At 40.6% G+C, this 16,993-nt stretch carries 15 protein-coding genes; 6 read left to right on the top strand and 9 right to left on the bottom strand.

The features are described 5' to 3' along the window. Positions 1 to 32: 32 nt before the first annotated feature. Both SJY16_RS03100 and SJY16_RS03095 read left to right on the top strand, forming a co-directional pair. Positions 33 to 482, top strand: coding sequence for a tripartite tricarboxylate transporter TctB family protein (locus tag SJY16_RS03100; RefSeq protein ID WP_377887614.1), 450 nt, complete (start codon positions 33 to 35; stop codon positions 480 to 482). A gap of 15 nt (positions 483 to 497) precedes the next feature. Further along, positions 498 to 2,015, top strand: a complete 1,518-nt coding sequence (locus tag SJY16_RS03095; RefSeq protein ID WP_377887613.1) for a tripartite tricarboxylate transporter permease — start codon at positions 498 to 500, stop codon at positions 2,013 to 2,015. Positions 2,016 to 2,069: 54 nt separating this feature from the next. On the opposite strand, the gene SJY16_RS03090 is transcribed toward SJY16_RS03095, so the two are convergent. The 3 genes from SJY16_RS03090 to SJY16_RS03080 form a co-directional block, all read right to left on the bottom strand. Next, positions 2,070 to 2,762, bottom strand: a complete 693-nt coding sequence (locus tag SJY16_RS03090) for a response regulator (RefSeq protein WP_377887612.1) — start codon at positions 2,760 to 2,762, stop codon at positions 2,070 to 2,072. Continuing rightward, positions 2,755 to 4,422 (bottom strand): ATP-binding protein, encoded by a 1,668-nt coding sequence (locus SJY16_RS03085; RefSeq protein WP_377887611.1) that lies wholly within the window; start codon positions 4,420 to 4,422, stop codon positions 2,755 to 2,757. Before SJY16_RS03085 ends, SJY16_RS03090 begins: the two co-directional genes overlap by 8 nt. A 151-nt stretch (positions 4,423 to 4,573) precedes the next feature. Continuing rightward, positions 4,574 to 5,509 carry a nucleoside hydrolase gene (locus tag SJY16_RS03080; RefSeq protein ID WP_377887610.1) on the bottom strand — a complete coding sequence of 312 codons (936 nt, stop codon included), beginning with the start codon at positions 5,507 to 5,509 and terminating at the stop codon, positions 4,574 to 4,576. 397 nt (positions 5,510 to 5,906) lie between these two features. Here SJY16_RS03080 and SJY16_RS03075 point away from each other — a divergent pair, with 397 nt between their 5' ends. Continuing rightward, the gene (locus SJY16_RS03075; RefSeq protein WP_377887609.1) at positions 5,907 to 7,379 is read left to right on the top strand and encodes a potassium/proton antiporter; all 1,473 of its coding nucleotides are present in this window, start codon (positions 5,907 to 5,909) and stop codon (positions 7,377 to 7,379) included. Between the two features lie 42 nt (positions 7,380 to 7,421). Here the strand turns inward: SJY16_RS03075 and SJY16_RS03070 are convergent, their stop codons facing one another. Beyond that, positions 7,422 to 8,228: a histidinol-phosphatase gene (locus SJY16_RS03070; protein ID WP_377887608.1), complete on the bottom strand. Its 807-nt coding sequence runs from the start codon at positions 8,226 to 8,228 to the stop codon at positions 7,422 to 7,424. Positions 8,229 to 8,458: 230 nt separating this feature from the next. On the opposite strand from SJY16_RS03070, the gene SJY16_RS03065 reads away from it, so the two are divergent. The 3 genes from SJY16_RS03065 (at position 8,459) to SJY16_RS03055 (ending at position 11,728) form a co-directional block, all read left to right on the top strand. Further along, a complete protein-coding gene (locus SJY16_RS03065) occupies positions 8,459 to 9,370 on the top strand; it encodes a hypothetical protein (protein WP_377887606.1) in 912 nt (303 codons plus the stop codon). Between the two features lie 238 nt (positions 9,371 to 9,608). Further along, positions 9,609 to 10,982 carry a M28 family peptidase gene (locus SJY16_RS03060; protein WP_377887605.1) on the top strand — a complete coding sequence of 458 codons (1,374 nt, stop codon included), beginning with the start codon at positions 9,609 to 9,611 and terminating at the stop codon, positions 10,980 to 10,982. Between the two features lie 269 nt (positions 10,983 to 11,251). Further along, on the top strand, positions 11,252 to 11,728 hold the full coding sequence (locus tag SJY16_RS03055; RefSeq protein WP_377887604.1) for a hypothetical protein: 477 nt from the start codon (positions 11,252 to 11,254) through the stop codon (positions 11,726 to 11,728). 86 nt (positions 11,729 to 11,814) lie between these two features. Here SJY16_RS03055 and SJY16_RS03050 read toward each other — a convergent pair whose 3' ends face one another. The 5 genes from SJY16_RS03050 to SJY16_RS03030 all read right to left on the bottom strand — a co-directional run bounded on the left by SJY16_RS03050 (position 11,815) and on the right by SJY16_RS03030 (position 16,991). After that, a complete protein-coding gene (locus SJY16_RS03050; RefSeq protein ID WP_377887603.1) occupies positions 11,815 to 12,393 on the bottom strand; it encodes a transposase in 579 nt (192 codons plus the stop codon). A 226-nt stretch (positions 12,394 to 12,619) separates the two neighbouring features. Then, a complete protein-coding gene (locus SJY16_RS03045; protein ID WP_377887601.1) occupies positions 12,620 to 13,582 on the bottom strand; it encodes a 2-hydroxyacid dehydrogenase in 963 nt (320 codons plus the stop codon). A gap of 113 nt (positions 13,583 to 13,695) precedes the next feature. Then, positions 13,696 to 15,165 (bottom strand): sodium:solute symporter family protein, encoded by a 1,470-nt coding sequence (locus tag SJY16_RS03040; RefSeq protein WP_377892033.1) that lies wholly within the window; start codon positions 15,163 to 15,165, stop codon positions 13,696 to 13,698. A gap of 3 nt (positions 15,166 to 15,168) precedes the next feature. Continuing rightward, positions 15,169 to 15,390 carry a DUF3311 domain-containing protein gene (locus SJY16_RS03035; protein WP_377887600.1) on the bottom strand — a complete coding sequence of 74 codons (222 nt, stop codon included), beginning with the start codon at positions 15,388 to 15,390 and terminating at the stop codon, positions 15,169 to 15,171. Beyond that, on the bottom strand, positions 15,387 to 16,991 hold the full coding sequence (locus SJY16_RS03030) for an amidohydrolase (protein ID WP_377887599.1): 1,605 nt from the start codon (positions 16,989 to 16,991) through the stop codon (positions 15,387 to 15,389). Before SJY16_RS03030 ends, SJY16_RS03035 begins: the two co-directional genes overlap by 4 nt. Positions 16,992 to 16,993: the final 2 nt, after the last annotated feature.

The raw sequence follows: 16,993 nt of genomic DNA, 5'->3' as shown, positions 1-16,993 counted from the left end.
CCATTTCTCAAAACGAGGCAGGTGTATGTGTAGTGATAAAAAGCGTTGAACAGAAAGTATCTATCGTCTTATTTCTTATATCTTCATTCTATCTCTTACTTAGTTATCAGCTTCCTACATTCCCTTACGCAATTATTGATGCAGACGCATTACCAAAGGGACTTGGTTTTTTACTAGCACTATTATCCATTCTATTGTTCATTAAAAATCCTGTCGATGACCACAAGAAAAGCAAATTAAAGAAAGAAGAAGTGTTAATACTTCTAGCTGTAGCTGGACTGATCCTTGTTTATATCCTTCTATTCGAAATTCTGGGCTTTGTCTTAGTTACAACCTTATTCTTACTTTCTACGTCTAGATTACTAGGATACAAGAATTGGAAAGCTTTGATTACGGTTACAATTGTTTTTACATTCGTTCTATATGTGTCATTTAATTATCTGCTGCAGATTTATTTACCTCAAGGGATACTTCCCTTTTAGAAAGGAGGAAACATCATGGATACGATTTCTAACATGCTATATGGTTTCCAGGTTGTTTTAACATTTCAAAATATCCTCTTTGTATTTATAGGCGTTCTTGCAGGTACTCTTATTGGAATGTTACCAGGGCTTGGTCCAATCTCAGCGATTGCGATCATGATTCCGTTAAGTTACGGAATGGACCCCTCTTCAGCACTCATTTTAATGGCAGGCGTATATTATGGAGCAGTATTTGGGGGATCTACTTCATCTATTCTATTAAATGCTCCTGGTATTTCAGGTACAGTTGCAACCTCGTTTGACGGTTATCCTCTAGCAAAACAAGGACATGCTGGCAAAGCTCTTGCCATTGCAGCCATCTCCTCTTTTGCTGGTGGTACTATAAGCGTAATCGGATTAATGTTAGTCGCTCCACTTATGGCGAAATTTGCTGTCTCTTTTGGACCGACAGAATACTTCGCACTCATGCTACTAGGATTAACAGCGATCGCTAGTTTATCAGACGGGTCCACAATCAAAGCGCTTATATCAGCAACAATAGGTTTAATGATTGCTACTATTGGAATTGACCAGCAAACAGGTACAGAGCGCTTTACTTTCGGTCTTCCTAATCTTCTAGAAGGAATCGATTTTCTTATTATTGCACTCGGGTTGTTCGCTTTGGCAGAAGTTTGTTCGATGATATTGAGCAGAAACACAAAAATGTTGAACGGAAACTCAAACGTCGGATCATTGAAAATTACTAGAAAGGAAGCTAAAGAAATTTCTGGTCCAATTGCCCGTCATTCGGTTCTAGGTTTCATTCTTGGTGTTCTTCCAGGGGCAGGTGCAACAATTGCTTCCTTTATGTCGTATATTACGGAGAAGAAAATATCAAAAAACCCTTCCACATTTGGAAAAGGGAACATCAAAGGACTAGCAGCACCTGAAACATCTAACAATGCTGCCACAAGTGGAGCATTCGTTCCATTGTTAACACTAGGAATACCAGGATCAGGTACAACCGCTGTCCTTCTAGGCGCTCTATTAGTTGTAGGCGTTCAGCCCGGCCCTTTAATGCTGACGGATCATCCCGATGTATTTTGGGGAGTGATCGCAAGCATGTATCTAGGGAATATTTTCTTACTCGTGTTAAACCTCCCTCTTATTCCTTTTATTGCTCGTATCTTATACATACCAAAGGCATTGCTCATCTCGCTTGTCATTGTCTTTTGTATGATCGGTGTTTACGGGGTGAGTTTTAGCACCTTTGATCTTATTCTGCTTTTGGCATTTGGCATTATTGGTTTCATTATGAGAATGCTAAACTTTCCTGCCGCGCCGTTAATTCTTGCTTTTATTCTCGGAGGCATGATGGAGCAGTCGTTTCGTCAGGCGCTCACCATTTCAAATGGTAACTATTTTACATTTTTGAATAGTAATGTGACAGTTTCACTTCTTATTCTTTCACTCTTATCACTACTTGTCCCATTGATTAAAGAGCGAGCCAACAAAAAGCGCGACAACAAGAAAGATGAGAATATAGCTTCATAATAAAACGAGCTATCTTCAATTAATACGAACCATTGAAGATAGCTCGTTATCGTTTTACGTTTGATTCGTATAATAACGACGTTCGGGCCTACCAACCGTTCCGTAAGAAAGGTCTGCTTTCACCTTTTCAGTTGATACCATATATTCTAGATACCTTCTTGCGGTTGTCCTACTGCACCCAACTACATCACCCACCTCTTCAGCAGTGATGCCTCCATCCGAATATTTATGTAGAATCCTTTCCATTTTCGAAAGTGTTAACGGGTCGATTCCCTTGGGTACTTCACTACTTTTTGTAGCTAATTCATAATCATTTCTTACAAACAAATCATCTACTTCTTCTTGATTAATGGTAAGCTGGTTACTTATTTTCCCTCGAGTCTGTTTGAAGTTCTCCAGTGTACGTTTAAACCTATCAAAAATCACCGGCTTAATGATGTAATCAATGGCTCCTCCTCGAAGAGCTTCTTGAACTGCATCGACTTCCTTTGCTGCAGTAATCATCATTACATCAGTGTTTTTGTAGTGCTCTCTTATGTGCCATAGAAAATCGAGCCCACTTTCTTCTGGAAAATAGATATCCAATAAAACTAGATCAGGTTGTATAATGTCTAATAATTCTTTGCCCTCCACAATACAGGAAGCTATTCCCATGACGCAATATCCATGAATATTTTCCGTGAATCTCTGGTTAATTCTAGCAATTCTCTCATCATCTTCAACAATCAATACTTCGATATCACCCATGCTTCTGCTCCCCCTTAGGAATAAAAACTGTGAAAGCAGCACCGTTGTATCTGCTTTTAGAAATAGTGATGGTTCCACCTATATTATCAAGAGTATTCTTAACAAGATACAAACCGATACCACGATCTTCCCCGTTTTTGCTACTAAATCCTCTCTCAAACATTTGATCTAACCACTCTTCTTTAATCCCCGGTCCAGAGTCCTCAATTTCGAAAATCAAATCATTCCCCAAGTCAGTCAAAAACAAATGAACTTTTCGTTTCTTATTTGAATCTGCGATAACAGCTTCCATGGCATTATCTATTAAATTCCCAAGAACGGTAACGATTTTCTCTGCTTCAATATGATGTGGCAAATCACTCATACTGCTTTCATCATCGATAGTAAAATCTACACGAAGCTCATGTGCTCTATTATATTTTCCTAAAAGTAATGCTGAAATTGTAGCATTCGGCACTGTATTTATTAATAACTCCACAACTTCTTGATAACCAACTGTCTCCCTATGAATCAATTCAATTGCTTCATCAGAAGAACCTAATTGGATTAACCCAAGAATGGTATAAAGTTTATTAGAGTATTCATGCGTTTGAGACCTGAGGACCTTTGCATAGCTTTGTACTTGCGAGAGCTGTCGAGATAATTCTTCTATTTCTGTCTTTCTACGAAAACTCGAAACGACACCTGTTATTTCCTCATGCTGAATAATTGGGATTCGATTCACAATAACAGCATTTTTCCCTATTCGAATCTCATGATCGTGATGGGACTTACCAGAAGCTAATACTTCCATCATTCTAGTGCTTGGAAGTGCAGAGATTATATCCTCTCCTACTAGATCATTCTTATTATCACGATCTAATAGCTTGTATGCTTCCTGATTCGCCAGTGTAATCTTTCCGCTAGAGTCTACTGAAATAATTCCTTCTCTTATCGTCTCCAGAATGGCGTTTCGTTGGAGGTACATGGCACTTATTTCACCAGGCTCCAGCCCAAAAATAGATTTTTTCACATTTCTAGCTATCAGAAAACCGCCTACCAGCCCGATAATTAATATTCCTGCAACTACGCTAGCCACCTTTAGTTCAAACCGATTGATCTTTTTTTCAATATCCTCAATTAGAAACCCAACTGAAACAATACCCAGAATTTCTCCATTTGCTACTATAGGAGTTTTCCCTCTTAAAGAAGAACCCAAGGACCCTTCCGCTTTCGAAACATACGAATCTCCATCATGCAAAGCTCTCTGGCTATCTCCACCTACCATGTGCTGACCAATTCGATCAGCAATTGGATGAGCTACTCGTATACCATCTTGATCTCCAACAACAATAAATTCCGCGCCAGTTCTTACACGAATCTCTTCTACAATAGGCTGAATGGCAGCGGTTGGATTGTCTGACTCCATCGCCTCCACCACAGCCGGCATCATTGCCACTGATTGAGAAACATTTAATGCTCTTTCTCCCATCTGTTCTTCTAGATTAGATGAATATAAATCCGTAAAAATAATCCCTAGGATCAGCAATACACCGAAAAGAAGAACTAGAATCATCAATGATAGTTTTGTTTGAAGAGATACGTTACTAGAAGTAATGGTTTTCATGTAATCGCTTACACACCCCGCTAAATAAATACGATTTATATTAAGTGTAGACATAGAAAACACGTTGCACAACATCAAAGCATAAATCGACATAATTCGAGTGGTGCCTGTGGTCGCCTCCTAAAAGCACGAAGCGAACCCAACAAAAACTTGGATTCGCTTCGCAAATTCACTATTATAAAAACTACCGAAAAACCGACTCGGGTCACCCTCCACGCAACGCACTTACTATCAACCTCCAAAACCTCTCATAATCAAGTTGGTGTGCAAACTTCACATTTGGCTCTCTTCCCGTTACATGCAAGCGATCGACGCACGTTGTGCCATACGTATAGTTACCTTCTGTTTCTATATCTACATGCACCTTCTCAAAATCAAAGATCGAGTCATCGATTAAATATGCGATCGTACATGCGTCATGAATCGGAGCGCCATCGAATCCAAATACCTGTTTGTATGATTTAGAAAAGTAGATTAATAGCTCACTAACAAGGTGTGAAACTGGATTTCCAATCTCAGAAATTTGTTTTAGAATCGCCTCGGAAGCGATCGTCTGATGTGTGATATCGAGCCCAAACATCGTTACGGATGCCCCACTCTTGAATACAATGTCTGCTGCTTCAGCATCAACATATATATTAAATTCTGCAGTTGGTGTCCAGTTCCCAAACGTTCCCCCACCCATCAAAACAACTTCCCTTATTTTCTCTACGATCTTAGGCTCTTTCTGAATAGCAAGAGCAATGTTTGTGAGAGGGCCGGTTGGGACAAGATAAATATCGTCATTAGAAGCCATCACTTTCTCAATGATTACATCAACCGCATGTTGATCGACAACCGCTTTCTTCGGAACCTCTGGAAATATGGGTCCATCAAGTCCTGTCTTACCGTGAATGGTCGGCGCGATCTCTCTTTCTCTAACGAGAGGCTGTTCAGCACCTCGAGCGACAGGAATATCTTCTAACCCTAGAATATCGCACATCCTAAGCGCATTTAACGTAGTTTTCTCTAGTTCCACATTTCCAGCGACAGTCGTGATGGCTTCTAGTTGAATATGAGGATTTGACGCGGCGAGAATCATAGCGATGGCATCGTCGTGCCCCGGGTCACAGTCCAAGATGATTTTCTTAGGTTTTTGCATTCGTTCGTTTCCTCCTTCATATAGAAACAAGCAAACCCCGATTACTCTTAAAAAGAGATCAGGGGTTTGCTTTATTATTCATTAGACTCATAAACTCAATTCGCGACATCCTTTAATAATCCTCCAGTACTTGGTTAGAATCTATTTTCTTATGAGCCGTTAATTTATTTATTGGTTAGGAGGAGTTTTTACGACATAGTACCTGTCCCCTACCTGGAACCATCCTGTCCCCATCTGCAAACAATACAGAATAGTAGTGACAGCACCTTTGCTATGATAAAATTCAGTGGAGTAAAACAAAAAGTATACGTTCGTTACAAAGTGAAACACTTAAAACTATTGGTTCAAATCGCACAATGCTCAAAGATTGATGTGAATGATAGAAGGAGCAACACAAATGGATACAAATACGGTCATATTGTTTAGTTCTTTATTTTTAATAGGTGGCGTGATTATGGCGAAATTCTCATCACGAGTAGGTGTGCCTGCCCTTGTGCTTTTTATTATCGTGGGTATGCTGTTTGGCAGTGATGGTTTTGGGTTTATCTACTTCGATAACGCTTCGCTTACTCAATCACTTGGAATACTAGCTCTTGTTCTCATTTTATTCGATGGAGGTTTACAAACGGAATGGCGTAGGACCAAATCCGTTCTACCGATTTCGTTATCGCTCGCAACTGTTGGCGTCCTTATTACGGCAGGACTATTCGGGTTAGCAGCTAAACTACTTCTCGAAGTCACATGGAACGAGGCACTCCTTCTAGGTGCTATTGTTGGTTCAACGGATGCAGCAGCTGTATTTGCGGTGATGGAAGGTAAAAATATCAAGCGCAAACTTCAATCAACACTGGAGGCTGAATCTGGCTCAAATGATCCGATGGCAATGTTTTTGACCCTTTCTCTTCTTCAACTCGCCATAGGTGAGAAAACATTTGGCGCTTCACTCCTACTTTCCTTCTTCTGGCAAATGGGAGTTGGGCTCATACTAGGTATCCTATTAGGATTCGCTGCCTCTTGGGCCATGAAAAACATTGATCTCGGTTCAAACGGCTTATATCCCGTCTTCTCTATTGCAATCGCTTTGTTTACATACAGCCTGACAGACCTTGTTAATGCAAGTGGACTTCTTGCTGTTTATGCTGCTGCGCTTGTGCTTGGGAATACGAAGAGTCTCCCATACGGTCAGACCATTTTCCGTTTTCACGATGGAATCGCATGGATGATGCAGATTCTGATGTTTATCATGCTTGGCCTTCTTGTCTTTCCTTCTGAGCTATTTTCAACTTGGATCGTTCTAAAAGGGCTCGCATTATCATTCATTCTGATTTTTATCGCACGTCCAGTTGCTGCTTTTATATCAAGTATTCCATTCAAATTCACATTCAAAGAAAAAACGTTTCTCTCCTGGGCTGGACTAAGAGGTGCAGTTCCAATTGTGCTCGCAACATTTCCATTATTAGCTGGGCTCGACAACAGTCAGTTATTCTTCAATTTAATCTTTTTCATCGTAATGACGTCAGCTCTCATTCAAGGAACAACCATTCCTTATGTAGCAAAACGTCTTGGACTTACTGGTCCCGAGGTTCATGTTCCATCCCATTCACTTGAACTTGTTTCATCAACAACAGTAAATGCAGAGATGATTCCTTACACGATCACATCATCTTCTAAGCTCATTGGAAAAGAACTATCCGACATCTCTTTTCCCGAAAAAGTTCTCGTGAGTGCCATCATTCGAAAAGATGAACTAATCGCACCTTCTGGTGATACGAAAATCAAAGTACATGATGTACTCTACATTCTTGCCGAAAACCAAAAAAGATCAGAATTGGAGAAGGTTCTCGGAATTCGTAAGACAATTGGTGGATGAAGGGGTCAGGATGGGGCCAGACCCCATCCTGACCCCTTCTCCTTACAATTCCACCAACTGTTTCTTACGTTCCTTAAAGATCGTCCAGTTTTTAAATCCAATCTCCTTTAGTTTTGCACGCACTTCTTCAAACTCTTCCCCAACGCGGTCTGGCCAGTGCGCATCAGAACCAAATGTGACCCCAACGCCGAAGTGGCAAGCCAATTCCAACATATCGTTCGCAGGATACCATCCACCACACTCTTTGTGTTTTCCTGACGTATTAACCTCAATCGTTGCCTCTACTTCCCCTAGGCGCTTCAACGCTTTTTCCACCTCAGGAGTATGAACATTCGTAAATTCCGGATAGTAGCCTTTCATCGCGTCGATGTGACCTAAAATATCAAAAGCACCAGTTTCAGCAGATTCAACGATTAGTTGATAATACTCTTCTTTTTGTTTCTTCACCTCTTCTTCACTTACATTTTCCCATCTTTTTTTGTTGAATATATTCGTTTCTCCACTGAAATGAACAGATCCTATGATGTAATCAAAAGGATATTTATCATAGATCATTTTATATAGAGGGTAATGTTCTCGGAAAAAGTCTGACTCCACGCCAAGTAGCACGTCAATTTTCCCTTTATATTTTTCTTTAAGCTTCAACACCTCTTCCACATAAGAAGAAAATTCACTCTTTGCCATCGCGATTCCAGGCATCGCGACATCCTCTTCACTCGCAAAGAAGGGGGAGTGATCTGAAATGCCAATCATCTGTAAATCATTTTTGATCGCAGCTTTTATGTATTCCTCAATCGTTTCTTCAGCATGACCACATCGTTCATGGTGCGTGTGGTAATCAAACTTCATTGTCATACCCCTTTCCAGTTTTTAGTTATCTTCACAATCATCCTATCACACAATATTGCGAAAATAACAAGTAACTAATGTTAATAGCTTGAGTATGTAGAGTTTTATAACCAAACTACTATTTTTACTCAATGTTATGCTCACCATTTCACATAACTAACAATAATTGTGATATACTTTATTCACTCCTAAATATTGGTTTATATTCATTGAAAGGATGCGTGTTTAATATGCTAATTAAGAAAACATTGATCTCTATTCTAGCAGTTATTATTTATGTCCTGTTTTTATTAGCTTCAGGACTATTCCTATCTTCTGAAGGTATGGTAACGACCTTCTGGTTTACGTTGGTTGGTGTTCCCATCATGTTGTTAATCGGTACACCCGTCAATATTTTGGCAGGTTTTCTTACTAGAAACCTTAATCGATTCCGCTTTTGGGCAAATTTATTTCTACATATTATTCCCGCTTATGTTGCTGGAATTCTTTTGTTCAATACACATTTATTTTCAGGAGACAGCGGATATATACAATTGTTTCCACTCGGCATCGCATGCGTTTACTTCATTTTAGACGAGTTGATTTTTTATAATGGCTTACATAAGAAAACTTCTTTCCTTTTGCCCCTTGTACCGGTTGTAGTATTAGGAGCCGCATATATACCTTCAATAGTTGAGAGTAACGCTAATAACAACGTAATCGATTATATTGAAGAAAACGGTACACCAGTAGCTGAAGTAACACTAGAAAATGATACAAAGAAGATCAGCACAGACTATTGCACCGAAGGATATACATATAATGGTTGTCATACAGATACCAAACCAACAATTCTACCTCTTGCTGATATTGGCGGGACCAAATTCACTTATCAGGGTCCAGCAAAATTATCTTTTTCCATATCCAATACGTTTAGCTCTTCTTATGAATATGTTGTGTCCTACTATGAAAATAGCACACAAAAGCAACTGAAATCTAAAACGTTAGCTAGTAATACCGTGACACTTCCAGCAGATATTCCAGAACAGATTATAGTGGTTGAAGGTTACGGTGATAAAGACGAAAAAGTCACCTTCTTTGTCGGATTACGAAACGGTGTGAGATACAATCCAGAAAATGAAGGAATAAATGACATGGACTGATGTTCGACAAAATAACCGAAAAAGCGGGTGGTGACAGGCACCGATTTACGATTTGATTCCTTTGTCACATTCTTTCTACAAATATCAGCAAATATAGATCTAATCAGACAGGTTTTCATAGGTAGATAGTTGGAAACCCTTAGATATTTGGTGAAACGTTAAAAAAAGACACAATTTACAGATTATTCGATCGATGGAATAATGTTCCTTGTATATCAAATAAAAGGGGGAATTCCATTTGTATCGTAAAACAATGGCGGTAATGCTGACAGCAGGTCTCATACTAAGTCCTGTTAGCTTTTCAGCAAATGCCGCATCGTCCACCTCTAACAATCCTTCAGATCACGCTTTTGACAACAAGGTAATCAAAAAAATCAAGGTTGATAATATGTATGACAATATTGCTTTGTTGTCAAAACAGCCACGGGTTGCAGGTACAGAAGGGGAATATGAAGCTGTACAGTACATAAAAAACCAGTTTGAAGAGTACGGGTATGATACTGAATTACAGCCGTTTACCATGTATGACTGGGATCCAGGGGTTTCCACCCTCTCTATTGAAGGTGGAGATTTCACAGGTGATACTCGATCCTTTTACGCATCTGCTAACGAAAGTGTAACTTCTCAACTTGAGTTTGTTGGTTTGGCTTCACCTGAAGAAGTGAGTGAGGACGTCAAAGGGAAGATCGCATTAATTGAAAGAGGTCAATACACATTTTACGAGAAAATAGAAAACGTTCTAGAAAAAGGCGCAATAGGTGTTGTCATGTACAATGCTGAAGGTCAGTCAGGCAACAACTTTGGATCTGTTTACCTTGGACAGGATATACCTGCTATAGCTCTTACTCGGGAAGATGGACTTGAGTTAGTGGAACGCCTCCAGAACAAAGAAATAACAGCCACGTTATCAGTTGAAAATGCAAATTTTGTAGCCAAAACATCTTATAATGTTATAGCAAAAAAAGAACCTCACCCTAATAAAGACAATGGTCAGATCGTAACAGTTGGGGCACACCACGATTCTGTGCCAAATGGGCCAGGTGCAAATGACGATGCTTCAGGCGTAGCAGCAACGCTGGAATTAGCAAGAATTTTAGCAAAGACACCTACAGATACGGAACTAAGATTTGTAACTTTTGGAGCTGAAGAAAGAGGGCTATTAGGATCCTATCATTATGCAGACACGCTATCTGATGAGGAAATTGAAAATAGCGTCGCTCATTTTCAATTAGATATGGTAGGAAGTAAAGATGCTGGAGACTTAATCATGTTCACTCCGGACGGAGAGAAAAACCTTGTGACCGACATTGGTGCATCAGCAGGAGCAAGAATTTCGGAAGTAGTAGATTACGGACAGCTTGGCCGGAGTGATCATGTTCCGTTCTTTGAGAAAGGAATTCCATCTGCCTTGTTTATCCATGCTCCATTTGAGCCTTGGTATCACTCTCCTGAAGATACTCTAGATAAAATAAGTAAAGAAAAACTTCAAAACGTTGCTGAAATAGTTGGGGCATCCGTTTACCAAATTGCTAGACCAGATACCCCAGCTTTAGAAAACTCAAATGTTGCTCCTAGCCCAGCCGATTATGATTTTGATTATCGACCTTTATAATGAAAACGTCAGCCCCTCACTAGAGGGGCTGACTCGTGTTATTACTACAAAAATTCCTCACGATTCCTTCGCCACCCGTAATGTACAAATAGATTAGCAATCTCTTTATGCGCTCCCGCTTCTCTCCTCCTGACCAAGCTCTATTCTTTTAAGGATAACCTTAAAAAGAGACGAAATGGCTGCACACTTTGAAAAGCACAACTACTTTGAATGGGACAACTCTGGTAGCTCATACACTTTAATAGTCAAGCCACAAGGAGGAACACACCTTGTCGCACTTCAAAACTCGTCGTCAATCTGGGGGCGGCGCCAAATTCCTTATCATCTTAATCATTATGGTATTGCTAGGAGGTAGTGTAACAGTATGGATTTGGCAGCAACCAAGAGCTAGAGCTGTCGGTGCCGTAAAAGAGTTTTATAGATATGAGCAAAAAGGAGAATACACACAATCTTGGAAGTTGTTTCACTCCGAAATGAGGAATCGTTTTTCAGACGAACAGTATAGTAAGCTTCGAGCGCAGTTTTTAACACAAGATACTTTCGCAAAGGCATACACCTTCAAAGTTAGTAAAATAAAAACAAAAAAGAATTGGAAAACACCTGGAAGTGGACAGATCTTAACAAAAGTGTATGTTACCACTGTTACACAAACCTTCAATAACGACTTTGGAAAATTCAACATTGTTCAGGAGGTTATCGTCGCCAAAGAGGATGGGAAATACCGAATACTGTGGAATTACAACTAGCACACGTTTCTTCAATCAAACGTTTGTTTAACATCGAGGCACCTGTATGAGAAGGCGCCTCTTTTTGTTTTGTTAGAGTTTCGGCCTTATAAGTGAATGGGATTTAGGAGTTCTTTTCGCAACAAATTAACATACCTACAATACTCTTCCCTTTTTTCCATTATCGTTCCTGGGTAGCCCTCTAATAGCACAGAGGTTTTCAGATATGGAAGAAACCTAGATTGACCACTATAATAATATTGGTAGCTTGACCACTGGTAATCTTCAGCCCTATTACTAAGACCCGCTTTGATGGGATTAAGATGAATATATCGACTCACTTCTAACAGATCACCAACGGTTTCTAGGACCTCACCAAAATATCGCTTTTCAAAAACATGACCAGTTAACTCGTAGCGTGAATTAAAATAAGTTGCATAGCGCTTATTAATGAACGCCATAATCTTTGAAATAGGGAAGTGTTTTGAACGAAGCTGGAGATGGTAATGGTTACTCAATAAACAGTATGAAGAAATTTCGAAGGGATGAGTTTCGTAGACTTCTTCGAGGATGTAGAAGAAAACACGATAATCCTTATCGTCTTTAAACAATAGATCTTTACGATTTCCTCTACTTACAATGTGATAAAAGTGATTTGGGAGCCAAACTCTGAGTTTTCTTACCATGGAGGTGTCATGCTGATTGTTCGAGGATAGGCAAGGGTAGAACGGGGATGATACACAGTTCTCACATTCTTCTCTCCTTTGTATTTAGTGATAAATAACGCTCAAACCTCCTTTCATAGTAGTTACAGATTACTTCTACCTCCATAACAACGTCAACATATTCTCTCCGACATCGTTCGAGGTAGTTCGGGCGGTGCCTGGCACCCGCCCTTTAGTCATCCACTCTTTAAACTACTCTATTCGGTGGCTCTTCTCCTAGCAGAACATCCAGCAAATTAGTTGCTGCAAGATCTGCCATCTTCATCCTTGTCGCAATACTTGCACTACCTATATGTGGCAAGGTGACGAGATTAGGTAACGTTAATAATGGGTGATCCAATGAAATGGGCTCTTCTTCGAATACATCTAGCCCCGCTGCCCAAATTGATTTTTCCTTTAACGCACCATAAAGCGCCTTTTCGTTTATGATTCCACCTCTTGCAGTGTTAATGATAACAGCACTTTCCTTCATCAGATCTAACTGTTCTTTACCGATCATATTATTTGTTTCAGAAGTGAACGGCGTTAACACACAGACAAAATCACATTCACGTAATAAGGTATTTAGTTCTGTATAGTGAAGCTCCAGTCGTTCTTCTGCCTCACGATTCCGACTGCGATTATGATAAAGTATTTTCATATCAAACCCTTTAGCTCGCTTGGCTACTGCTTCACCTATCCTTCCGAGGCCAATTATCCCTAGCGTCGCACCATGAATATCCTGTCCTGTTAGCTGCATCGGTGACCATGTTTTCCAGTCACCATCTCGCAAATACTCAGAAGCCTCTGGAATTCTTCTTGCAGTCGCCATCAATAATGAAAATGTGAGATCAGCCGTTGTTTCTGTCAAAACACCTGGTGTATTTGTAACTGTGATACCGAGCCTTTTTGCAGCGTCGATATCAATGTTGTTATAGCCAACAGCCATGTTTGCGATCACTTTCAGCTTGTCTGCTCCCTCTAAGAGTGATGCATCGATTTGCTCCGTAAGTAAACAATAGAGCCCATCTACTTCTTTTATCTCTTCTTCAAGCACTTCTCGCGGTACAGGCTTATCATCCTCTTCCCACATTCTAACTTCACAGCTCTCACTCAAACGCTCTACAATTTGATTTGGTAGTTTCCTTGTTACATATATACGTGGTTTCATACAATCACTCCCTTTCGTTTTCATTTGATAAGTGCTAGACAATCCATTAAGCTTTTACCCTCTTTAATCCTACGATTCACACAGAAAATATGACAAAAAGCGGGTGGTACCTGTCACCCGCTAATTCTTTGATATTCTTCAGCAACCTGTTCACTCTTCGCCTGGGTAAATGCCGATACCACCACTACAATCACAACATTACATAACAATCCTAGTATCCCCGCATGCAAATCAAACGGTGTACTGGATGCTACAAGCTGAAAATAGTAGTTGACTACTGTACCAACGAGGAGTCCTGTTATAACAGCCGGTCCGGTAATTCGCTTCGAGTAAAGAGCGCCATATACACCTGGTGCGAATTGAACGATTGAACCATAAGCGCCAAGCAACAGTGCGATCAGTCCCTGACCACCGAAAACTGTAATAAAATATGCCAAACCACCTATTACAAAAACGCCTACCCTCATCAGCAATAGCGTTGTTTTATTCGATAGATCCGTTTTCACATTGCGAATAACACCGTCAGTAAATTCAAGAGACGCACTATGGGTAATCGCATCCGCAGATGACATGGCAGCTGCTAGTGCCCCTGCTCCCACAAGGCCATAGATCCAACCTGGCAGACTTAATACTGCAGTGATCAGGTAGGGAAGGATTTCATCAGGTGAACCGATCGTCGAAGGATCGACTACGTTTACTGCTGCAAATCCAACTAATAAAAGCGGTACGAGAAATAGCGCGAACACTGGATAAACGAGAACAGTTTTCTTGATTGTTCTCGCATTCGACGCATACGATTTTGAGAATAAATGGGGCCACATGAGAAATCCGATGACGGATACGAGAATGGTAGATGTATAAGCAGTTGAAGACATGGAAGATCCTTCACTTCCAATTTCGAGAAAACCCGGTTTGGATGCGGTTAAATCTGTAAACATCCCAGATACGCTACTATGAAGCTGATTGATAATCGCTAGTCCTACTACCCAGGAGATGATAATCATGAGCAAACCTTGAAAGACATCGGACCATGCCGCAGCTCTGAGACCGCCTGTAGCTACATAAACGACAACGATTCCGTATGATACAAGAGCTCCTAACCAGAAGGGGATCCTTCCTTCTGTCATGATATTGAATATGTATGCCATTCCTTTCATTTGTGTAGCTAAGTACTGAATTGAAGCAAAAAGCGCAATTAATCCAATCAATATTGGCAATACACGACTGTTATACCTCTTCTTCAAAAAGCCTGACACGGTATAAATATTGTACTTTCGCCCTATCTTTCCTATCTTCGGTCCAATGATGTACCACGGGAGAATTGCAAAAGCCGTATACGTGATAATATAAAGTGCCGGTGCCCCTTTGGAATACGCCCATCCAGGAGCTCCAAGAAATGAAAAAGCACTAAATACGGCGCCTCCCATTAAAAACCACATGACAAACAATCCGAGCTTACCACCGGCTACTGCAAACTCATCTAGAGATCCCTTATCCTGATTTCGTCCAGCCATCACTCCAATGAAGAGAGCGACGACAAGGTAACCGATCATAATGATCATTGCGATTTTCCAGTCTGCCATCATTTAGCTCACCTCCTCTTCATCTTTATCCGGGTCTAGGCGATATAAAATAAGAACGATCACAAATGTCATTACTATCCAAAAAAGCACCCAAAAGAATGAAAAAGGAAGGCCAAAGACAAGTGGAGTACTCCGATTCCCCATTGAAAAAAGCGGAAATACGAGTAGTAGTAGTGGAATTGCTAAAGATATGCAGTAAATCATATTAAATTTCTTCTTAGTCATTTCACACCCTCCTTTTTATTCACAAATACAATTTCTCCATCAAGCACAGTCATATCGACCTTCAATTCTTTCAATCTCTCTGACTTACAATGTAAAATTGATTCGCTAATAACTACTAAATCAGCAAGTTTTCCTTTCTCAATGCTCCCTTTTAGATTTTCTTCAAAACTCGCATAAGCTCCTGATAACGTATACGCTTTAATCGCCTCTTCGATCGAAATGCGCTGACTTTCACCAACTACATGTCCTCTCTTGCTTCGTCTGTTAACGGCTGCATAAATTCCTACGAATGGATTAACGTCAGTAATCGGACTATCGGAACCAAAGGAAAATGGTATATCATGATCAACAAAGTCTTTTAAAGGAAACATCACATCAGTCCGCTCCCCATAATCTCGAATGTATCCATCACCAAACTCATGTAAAAACGCTGGATTCGGAATGGGTGCGATGCCAGAAGCTTTTATTCTTTTTACGAGATCACCCGGTGCAATAGCTGCATGCTCAATGCGATGGCGATGGTCTTCTCGATAAGAGACATCTATACCAGTCTCGATCGTTTCAATCATCATCTCAACTGCTTCGTCCCCTATAGCATGTGCAGTAATCTGCCAACCTTGTTCGTGAGCACCTACGAGAGACTTGTTCAGCTCTTCCTGATTTAAATACAGAATTCCCGAGTCTGATTTGTCACTAGTATACGGTTCTCTTGTTTTTGCAGTCGGTCCGCTGCTGCTTCCATCGATGAATACTTTGGCGGGACCAATTCGAAACCGTTGATCTCCAAGTCCTGTCACCATTCCACTCGCTAGCCCGTTTTTCACCATAGAAGCTGATTGGTGAAGCGAACCATATAACGCATACACACGCTGTTTCACTGCACCAGTATTTACGGCACGTTGGAGTGCACGAATATGCTCAGTACCGTATCCCCCAGCGTCATGAACACTCGTGATACCATTCTTTATAAAATCTTGAGAAGCGAGCATAAGTCCTTCTTGAATCTCCTCCTCTGAATACATCGCATTCAAGAACATATTCATATGAGCTGATTCTAGCAGGAGTCCCGACACTTCATTCTCTTCACGAGCATACTTCCCCCCAACTGGGTTCTGTGTGTTGTTGGTGACCCCTCCCAGCTCAAGAGCATGGCTATTCACACATGAGATATGTCCGCATGTTCTGACGACAATAATTGGATGATCCACAGAAACTTTATCAAGATCCCATTTAGTTAGATGTCGACCTAATTCATTTTGGTTGTAGCCCCAACCGCGGACCCACTCTCCTTCTGGTGTTCTTTCAGCAGCAACCTTTAGTTTTTCTAAAAGGTCATCGATTCCAGCAACATCCTTGCAGTTCACCCCGAGCTTATTCGTACCGTACAATTCTAAATGGGCATGAGCATCGATAAATCCTGGCAATAAGCTCCGACCTTTTAAATCGATGATTTCGGTATGGTCATCAGCAACCTTCATTACCTCATCTGTTCGCCCGGTCATCAAAATCCTGTTACCTTTTACTGCCGCCGCCTCGTGGATTGAAAATTCTGAATTCAAAGACCATACTTCGCCATTGATAAACACCAAGTCACCAATCATAA

It is taken from the genome of Alkalihalobacillus sp. R86527 (assembly GCF_042466185.1).
In the GTDB taxonomy this organism is placed as follows: domain Bacteria; phylum Bacillota; class Bacilli; order Bacillales; family Guptibacillaceae; genus Guptibacillus.
Note: the sequence above shows the minus strand (reverse complement) of the source record. Positions and strands in the feature narration are given on the sequence as shown.